The organism is Streptomyces sp. NPDC053755 (assembly GCF_040677675.1).
GTDB lineage: Bacteria > Actinomycetota > Actinomycetes > Streptomycetales > Streptomycetaceae > Streptomyces.
Map to the genome: position 1 here is coordinate 66,376 of NZ_JBFASK010000007.1, position 8,015 is coordinate 74,390.

At 74.9% G+C, this 8,015-nt stretch carries 8 protein-coding genes; all 8 read right to left on the bottom strand.

All coding sequences use genetic code 11. The features are described from left to right. Positions 1 to 4: 4 nt before the first annotated feature. The gene (locus tag AB0K65_RS10095; RefSeq protein ID WP_365715310.1) at positions 5 to 802 is read right to left on the bottom strand and encodes an ABC transporter permease subunit; all 798 of its coding nucleotides are present in this window, start codon (positions 800 to 802) and stop codon (positions 5 to 7) included. Continuing rightward, positions 789 to 1,685, bottom strand: coding sequence for a 2-aminoethylphosphonate ABC transporter permease subunit (locus AB0K65_RS10100; protein ID WP_365715311.1), 897 nt, complete (start codon positions 1,683 to 1,685; stop codon positions 789 to 791). Before AB0K65_RS10100 ends, AB0K65_RS10095 begins: the two co-directional genes overlap by 14 nt. Continuing rightward, the gene (locus tag AB0K65_RS10105) at positions 1,678 to 2,733 is read right to left on the bottom strand and encodes an ABC transporter ATP-binding protein (RefSeq protein ID WP_365715312.1); all 1,056 of its coding nucleotides are present in this window, start codon (positions 2,731 to 2,733) and stop codon (positions 1,678 to 1,680) included. Before AB0K65_RS10105 ends, AB0K65_RS10100 begins: the two co-directional genes overlap by 8 nt. Next, complete coding sequence (locus AB0K65_RS10110; protein WP_365715313.1) at positions 2,730 to 3,443, bottom strand: phosphonatase-like hydrolase; 714 nt, start codon at positions 3,441 to 3,443, stop codon at positions 2,730 to 2,732. The genes AB0K65_RS10105 and AB0K65_RS10110 overlap by 4 nt, the downstream gene beginning before the upstream one ends. A 46-nt stretch (positions 3,444 to 3,489) precedes the next feature. Next, positions 3,490 to 4,611 carry a TIGR03364 family FAD-dependent oxidoreductase gene (locus tag AB0K65_RS10115; protein WP_365715314.1) on the bottom strand — a complete coding sequence of 374 codons (1,122 nt, stop codon included), beginning with the start codon at positions 4,609 to 4,611 and terminating at the stop codon, positions 3,490 to 3,492. A 180-nt stretch (positions 4,612 to 4,791) separates the two neighbouring features. Continuing rightward, complete coding sequence (locus AB0K65_RS10120; protein WP_365715315.1) at positions 4,792 to 5,556, bottom strand: GntR family transcriptional regulator; 765 nt, start codon at positions 5,554 to 5,556, stop codon at positions 4,792 to 4,794. Positions 5,557 to 5,670: 114 nt separating this feature from the next. Further along, a complete protein-coding gene (locus AB0K65_RS10125) occupies positions 5,671 to 6,963 on the bottom strand; it encodes a hypothetical protein (RefSeq protein ID WP_365715316.1) in 1,293 nt (430 codons plus the stop codon). Positions 6,964 to 7,087: 124 nt separating this feature from the next. Further along, the coding region (locus tag AB0K65_RS10130; protein WP_365715317.1) for an ROK family protein at positions 7,088 to 8,015 on the bottom strand (928 nt) is incomplete at its 5' end.

The following is an 8,015-nucleotide window of genomic DNA, read 5'->3' on the forward strand; positions in this document are numbered from 1 at the left end:
GGGCTCAGCGGTAGGACGCTTCGGTGCGGATACGGGAGACGGCGAGCAGGACGAGCAGGGTCGTCGTCATGAGGACCACGGCGAGCGCCGATCCGGTGAACAGGGAGCCGCGGTCGGTGGCGGTGAAGACGAGCACCGGCAACGGCATCCAGTCCGGCGGGTAGAGCATCATCGTGGCGCTCAGCTCGCCCATGGACAGGGCGAAACAGAGGCCGGCGGCCGCGTTCAGGGACGGCAGCAGAAGCGGCAGCCGCACCCGGAGCAGGACGTACGCGGGGCCGGCGCCCAGACTGGCCGCCGCCTGCTCGTACATCGGGTCGAGACGGAGGATGGCGGCCGAGACCGACTGGTAGGCGAAGGCCGTGACGAGAACGGTGTGCGCCAGGATCACGATCCAGCGCGTGCCGTTGAGGAGCACCGGCGGCTGCGAGAACGCGACCAGGACGGCGAGGCCCACGACCACGGACGGCACGGCGACCGGCAGCATGAACAGCCCGTCCACGACCCGGCGGCCCCTTCTGCGCAGGGCGGCGGCCGCGAGCGCGGCCCAGGTGCCCGTGGTCAGCGCGAGCACGCTCGCCGTGACCGCCGTGACCAGGCTGGTGGTGAGGGCCTGGAGGGACTCGCCGCGCACGGCGGAGGCGTAGTGCTCGGCCGTCGGCCCGGACGGGAAGGCGCCGGACCAGTGCGTCGAGAAGGAGGCGGCGACGATGACGAGGAGGGGCAGCGCGAACAGCGGGAGGAAGAGGACCGCGCACAGCGCCCACGCCGTCCACCTGCCCGTACGGCTATGCACCAGCACGGCGGCTCACCACCCGGTAGAGGGAGTAGAGGCCCACGGAGATCGCGACGTTGACGACGGCGACGACGCAGGCGGCGGCGTAGTCGGACTCGAGAATGGCCTTGCCGTAGACGAGCATGGGGAGCGTCGTGACGCCCTTGGCGCCGGTGAACAGCACGATCCCGAACTCGTTCAGGCACATGACCAGGACGAGACTCCCGCCGGCGGCCAGCGCGGGCAGCGCCTCGGGCAGGATCACCCGCCGGACGATCCGCAGCGGCCGCGCGCCGAGTGAGGACGCCACCTCCAGCTGGGCCGTCTCCATCTGCGAGAACGCGGCGAGCAGCGGGCGCATCACGAACGGCGTGAAGTACGTGACCTCCGCGAGGAGGACGCCCCAGGGTGTCGTCAGGAAGTGGAAGGGCCCGGTGGCGGCGCCGGTGACGTCCGTCCACAGCCCGTTGGCCATGCCGACCGTGCCGTAGACGAACAGCAGGGCCAGCGTGATCAGGAAGGACGGGAAGGAGAGGAAGACGTCGATGAACTTCGACACCGCCTTCCCTCCGGGAAAGGGCACGAACGCGACGACGACGGCGAGGACGAACCCCAGGACGAGGCAGCCGGCCGTGGAGGCGACGGCGAGCCACACGGTGGTGACGAGCGCCTCCCGGAACGCCTCGGAGGCGAAGACGGCGGCGTAGGCACCCGGGGCGAGGGACTCCCGGACGACGAGCGCGAGGGGATAGAGGAAGACCAGGGCGAGGAGCGCGACGGGCGGCAGGGCCCAGACCCACGCGGGGACGGCACGCCGCGCGGCGCCGACGTCACCGGCGCGCCGGACGGGCGCCGGGTCCCGCCGGAGCGGCCCCGCGGCCGCCGTGATCGGGGCGGGCGTGTCACCCATCGCCGACACCCGCCCCCAGCAGCACCGCGTCCTCGGGCGCGAAGTGCAGCGTGACCTGGTCGCCGAGGGCCGGCGTCTCCCGCAGCTCCCGGACGTCCGCCTTCACCCGCTGCCCGTTCCCCACGTCGACGTACAGCCGGTGGGTCGAGCCCCGCCACTGCACCTCCGCGATCCGTCCGCGCAGCGCGTTCGGCCCGTCGCCGAGGCCCACCAGGTGCGGGCGCACACACAGCGTCGCGGTCGCTCCCGGTGCCGCCTCGTCGGTGGACACCTTCAGCGGGGTGTCCCCGAAGGAGACCCCGCCCGCCCCCACCGTCACCGGCAGCAGGTTGGCGTTGCCGACGAACGACGCCGTGAACTCCGTACGCGGGCGGCGGTACAGCTCCTGCGGGGTCCCGCAGTCGCGCAGCCTGGCCCTGTCCATGACCGCGATCCGGTCGGCCAGCGTCAGCGCCTCGACCTGGTCGTGGGTGACGTACAGGATCGACACGTCCGGCAGCTCCCGGTGCAGCCGGGCCAGCTCCGCCAGCATTCCGGAGCGGAGCTGCGCGTCGAGCGCCGACAGCGGCTCGTCGAGCAGCAGGACCTGGGGCCGGATCGCCAGGGCCCGTGCGATCGCGACCCGCTGCTGCTGGCCGCCGGACAGCTCGCGCGGGTACCGCTTGGCGTAGGCCGCCATCCCGGTCATCTCCAGGGCCTCGGCGACCCGCCCGGCCATCTCGGCCTTGGGCGCCTTCCGCGCCTTCAGGCCGAACGCGACGTTGGCGTCGACCCGCATGTGCGGGAAGAGCGCGTACTGCTGGACGACCATCCCGATCCCCCGCCGGTGCGGCGGCAGGGCCGTGACGTCGCGGCCGCCGATGAACACCCGCCCGGAGACGGGCCGCACGAATCCGGCGACGGCCCGCAGCGCGGTCGTCTTCCCGGAACCGGAGGGCCCGAGCAGGGCCATGACCTCGCCCGGCTCGACGGTCAGCTCCAGCGCGTCGAGGACGGTGTGCCGGCCGTAGGCGACCGAGACGGCGTCGAAGCGGATTCCGCCGGTCACGCCCCGGCCCCCCGTGCCCCCGCGAGCAGGGCGGGGAGTTCGGCGACGGACCGCAGGACGTGCGTGGCACCGTGCTCCGCGAGCGCGCCCTCGTCGTGGGCTCCGGTCAGCACGCCGGCCACGATCCCGGCCCCCGCCCGCACCCCGCTGAGCATGTCGTACGACGTGTCGCCCGCGACCACGATCCGCCGGACGTCGTCGACGGCGCCGGTACGGAGGAACGCGCCGAGGACCATGTCCGGGTACGGCCGCCCCCGGCCCCCGGCGTCCGCCGGGCACAGGGTCAGGGCGACCAGGTCGCGCCACCCGAGCGCGTCGAGGATGGCGTCCTGGGTGACCCGGGCGAACCCCGTGGTCAAAACCACCGTGCGGCCCTGCTCCGTCAGTTCGGCGATCGCCTCCGCCGCGCCGGGGAGAGGGGCGATCAGGCCGTCGGCGACCAGCTCGCCGTAGGCCTCCTCGAAGGCGGCGTTGGCCTGCCGGGCGCGGGTCTCGTCGCCGCCGAAGAGGTGGCGGAAGACCGAGATCTTGGACTCGCCCATGGTGGCGCGGACGTAGTGGATCATCGTGGCCGGATCCTCGCCGAGGCGCTCCGCGGCGGCCGTGAAGGCCCGCTCGACGAGGCCGCCGTCGGCGACCGTGGTCCCGGCCATGTCCAGGACGACGAGGCCGTACCCTGCCGTGTCGGTCGTGTCGGTCGTGTCGGTCATCGCGGTCACCAGCCCCGTTCGTTCGCGGTCGTGTCGGTCATCGCGGTCACCAGCCCAGCTCGTTCGCGGTCGTCTCGGCGATGGCGGGGGAGCAGGTCATGCCCCGGCCGCCGGGTCCGGTCACCAGCCACACGCCGTCGCGGACCCGCTGGCGGTGCACGACCCGGCTGGTGTCGACGCACTGCGCGTACACCCCGGCCCAGCGGCGGCGGATCCTCGGCAGCGGGCGGCCGAGGAACGACTCGACCACCCGGGTCAGGTGCTCGTAGGGGTCTTCCAGGGTGTCGAAGGCGAAGGGGTGCTCGTACTCGTGGGTGTCGCCGATGGTCAGTCCGCCGTCGAGGCGCTGCACCATGAGCAGCTGCATCCTGTGCGCGGCGGCGGTCGGGTCCTGCGCCTGCCCGGCGTTCAGCGCGTCGAGCGCGTCCGAGGCGTACGCCGGGTAGTAGCGGAAGGAGTCGGCGTCGGCGACGGATGTGGTGAGCGGCTCGCCGAGCGGGTCCGTCTGCATCATCTGGAGGCGGACGCGACGGACGGGGACCTCGCCGGCCACCTCGCGGACGAGGCCGCCGAGCCAGGCGCCGGTACACAGCACCACGGCGTCGCCGGTGTGGGTGTCGCCGCGGTCGTCGCGCACCGCGTGCTCGCCCACGACGTCCCGGACCTCGCGGTTCGGCAGGAAGGTGTACCTCCCCGAGGCCGACAGCGCCTCGCGCAGGGCGAGCTGGGCCGTGCGCGGCTCGACGGCCGCGTCCCGCTCGCACCACAGCGCCGCCTCGAACGTGCCGCGGAGAGCGGGGTTGATCCGCCGGGCCTCGTCGGCGGTGACGAGCGCGTAGCCGCGGGCGGCGGCATCGGGACGGGCGAGGGCCGCCTCGGCGACGGCGAGTTCGAGGGCGTTGCGGACGGGGGTGAGGGAGCCGACCGGCCGGAAGCCGAGGCGGGGGACGCGGGCGCCGATGCCCTCCCAGAGTTCGCGGGCGCGCAGGGCGGTGTCCAGCTCCTCGCCGCCCGCGCGGCCGCTGACCCAGATCTGGCCGAAATTGCGGAGGGACGCCCCGCGCGCCTCCGCCTCGCGCTCGATGTGTACGACCTCGTGGCCGCGTTCCACTGCGTGCCAGGCGTGCATGGTTCCCACCACGCCGGCTCCTACGACGATCACCTTCATGCCGGTCACGCTCCTCGGGACGGGTGGCCGGGACGGATCCGGTTGGCGACGGGCCGGTGAACGGCCCGACAAGGATGGCCTAGACCCGTTACCTTTTCGTGATCTCCCTGAGGGATCGCCGTGCGCGCGGGCGGCGTCGGCCTTCCGGAGGCCGCGGGCCATCGGCGGGTCCCCCGGATGTCAGTCCTGTGCGCCGAGGTGGGCGGTGAAGCTGAAGCGGTCGCCCCGGTAGAGGGTGCGGACGCGCTCCAGGGGCCGGCCGGCGGTGTCGCGGGACACGCGGTGGATCAGCAGCATGGGCAGCGCGGGCGGGGTGCCGATGAGCAGCGCCTCGCGGGGCGTCGCGAGCACGGTCTCGATGCGTTCGTCCGCGCCGCCGAAGGCGATGCCGAGCCGCTCGTGGAGATAGGCGTAGAAGGAGGAGTCGGGGTCGAACTCCGTGTCGAGGCGCGGCGCGCGGGCTTCGGAGACGTACGTGCTCTCCAGCCCGACCCGCTCGTCGTCGGCGAGGAGGACGCGCTCCATGTGCCAGACCGGTTCCCCGCGTTCGGCTCCGATCTCGGGAGCGAGGGCGTCGGGGCAGGGGAAGCGGTCCAGGGAGATGAGCGTACGGCCCGGGCGGCGGCCCTGACGGCGGACACCCTCGGTGTAGCTGGCGAGGGAGAGCGGCTGCTCCAGCTTGGGCCCGGCGACGACGGTCCCCCGGCCCTGGCGCCGCAGCCGCCCTTCGAGCAGGAGCTCCCGCAGGGCCTGCCGTACGGTCTCGCGGGACACCTCGTAGCGAAGGGCGAGCTCCCGCTCGGTGGGCAGGAGCCCCCCTTCCCCCAGCTCGTCCAGCAGCGAGGCGACCTTCGCCTTGACGGCGTAGTACTTGGGGATGCGCCCGTGTTCCGGGATGCCGGAGCGGACGGGAGAGCCGGGCGAGGGGGCGGTCGAGTAGTCCACGGGCCGATGGTCGCAGACACGCGTGAACGGGAGGGTGTACGAGGGGTGACCTGCGGGGACCGGCGCTCGGCGGGGGCGGCGCTCAGCCGGTCGGACTGTCGGCCGGGGCGGCGCTCAGCCGGTCGGACTGTCGGGCGGCGTGGCGGTCGCGGGGGTGGGCCGGGTGCCGGTCGCCGGGACGGGCGGGGTGTCGACGGCCGGACGGCGGCGGCGGGTCGTGGCCGTCAGGGCGGCGCCGGTGAGGAGCAGGGCGCCGGAGAAGGGGGCGAGGGTGAGGGCGAGGGCGCGGTCCGACGCACCGCCGGTCCGGGCCAGTTCGGGCAGGGGGCGGGTCGTCGGGTGGCCGCCCTCCCGAGAGGGGGCCGCACCGTCCGAGGCCGAGTCCGAGGGAGTCTCCGGCGCCTTCTCCGTGGCGTGCGGCTCCTGCTCCTTGGGCTCCGCCGGGGGGTCCGGCGCCTTCGTGGGCTCCGGCTCCTTCGTCGACTCCGGTTCCCTGTCAGCCGGTTCGCCGCCGGCGGCGATCCGGAAGCGGTAGTCGTCCGACCTTCCGACCCAGTCACCGTCGTCGCCGTTGCGCTGGACGACCGCCGCGTTGGCCACGACCTCGTTGGGCGCGGTGCCGGCGCGGAAGGCGAGCCGGACCGGCACGGTGACCGTGCCGCCCGCCGGGACGGAGAAGCCGGAGAAGTCGGCGAAGACGCCGATGTTCTCGTCCTGGTCGGTCCCCTCGAACGGGACGGGGCGCCAGAGGTCGGCCTCGGAGTCGTGGAACTCCAGGGTGATCTGGGCCGGCTGAAGGGTCCGGTCGCGGTCGGTGAGGGCCAGGACCGGGTGGATGCTGTGGCAGGACTCGGTGGTGGTGTTGGTGAGGTCGAGGTTCCACGTGAGGACGGGGCCGCCGGGGACGAACACGCCCGGCCCGCCGTGGATCCGGGTGTCGAGGGGGAAGTCGGGGTCCGACTCCTTGCCGCACGTCGGCGGCGTGTCCCGCCGCTCGGAACCACCCCCGGGGCCGGGCCCTGGAGTGGCGCCGGCGTCGGGGGCCGTACCGGTGCCGACGCCGGGCCGGGTGCCGGCGCCGGTACCGGGGAGGAGTCCTGGGGCGGTTCCGGTCCCCCTTCCGGGGAGGAGTCCGGTGCCGGTGCCGGAGAGCAGCCCCGAACCGGAGTCGGCGCCGGAGAGCAGCCCGGGACCGGAGTCGGCGCCGAGCCGTGCGGGGGGCCGCGGAGCGGCGGCGTCCGGACGCACGCCCGGGCCGGCGCCCGGGTCGGCCTCCGCACCCGGGCCGGGCTCCGCGGAGAGGGAGGCGGCCGCGGCCGCGGGGGCGGGTCCGGCGGTGAGCGCGAGCACGGCGGTGCCGGTGGTCGCCGCCGTCACACCGAGGGCGAGGGCGTTGCGCAGTCGCATGGGCGGGTGCCTTTGCTGCTCACGGGCGTACGGGACGGCCGCGACGTTGCCATGCGGGACGGCCGGTGCCGGGGAGCGGCGCGATGGGCACCCCCGGACGAACGACACAATCCGCCCGATCAGCCTATTTTCCGAAGAGTGCGGAGAGGATGAGCTGGGCCGCGCCCTCGGCGACCGTGTGCGGGGTCCCGGCGACGGAGACCGGGACGGGGAGGCCGAGTCCGGCGAGCACCCGGTGCGCCCCGTCGGCGAACGCGGCGGGGGCGGCGAGGACGGACCGGCCGCCGAGGAGGACGCGGTCGATGTCCAGCAGCCGGACGAGGTTCGCCGCGCCCGTCCCGAGGACCCGCGCGGCTTCGGCGAGGTCGCCCCGGGCGACGGCTGCCAGGCACAGGACCTCCAGGCAGCCGTGACCGCCGCAGTCGCACGGGGGCCCGTCGAGCCGCACGGTCTGGTGCCCGAACTCCCCTGCCCCGGTGCGGGCCCCGCGCAGCAGCCGGCCCCCCAGGACCAGGCCGGCGCCGAGTCCCGTACCGAGGTGGACGTAGGCGAACGAGTCGGCGGCGGGTGAGCGGAGGGCGAGGCCGAGGGCGGCGGCGTTGGTGTCCTTGTCGAGCTCGACGGGCATCCCGAGCCGTCGGGCCAGCTCGTCCCGCAGGGGGTAGCCGTCCCACTCCGGGAACCCGGTGACCCGCCCGGGCACCCCGGCGCGGTGGTCGAGCGGCCCGGGCATGGCCACGCCGACCCCGACGACGGCAGGCGGCACCACGCCGCTCGCCTCCGTGCGGGGGCCGGGCCGGCGGTCCGCCGCCGCGCGGGGAGCCTGGAGGTCATCGGCCGGCTCGGTGGAGGCCGGCCTGCGGTCCGCCGCCGGGGTGGAGGTACCGGAAGCCGGCCGACGACCGGCCGCCACGCCGGCCACCGACGGCCACCCGTCCTCCGCCGAGCCGCCCGACGTCCGCTGTTCCTCCCCCGAGCCGCCCCGCACCCTTTGATCCTCCGCCGAGCCGCCCGACGTCCGCTGTTCCTCCCCCGAGCCGCCCCGCACCCAT

Coding starts and splice junctions, on each gene's coding strand:
- AB0K65_RS10100 (WP_365715311.1), bottom strand. CDS start 1,685: ATGGGTGACACGCCCGCCCCGATCACGGCGGCCGCGGGGCCGCTCCGG.
- AB0K65_RS10115 (WP_365715314.1), bottom strand. CDS start 4,611: ATGAAGGTGATCGTCGTAGGAGCCGGCGTGGTGGGAACCATGCACGCC.
- AB0K65_RS10110 (WP_365715313.1), bottom strand. CDS start 3,443: ATGACCGACACGACCGACACGACCGACACGGCAGGGTACGGCCTCGTC.
- AB0K65_RS10125 (WP_365715316.1), bottom strand. CDS start 6,963: ATGCGACTGCGCAACGCCCTCGCCCTCGGTGTGACGGCGGCGACCACC.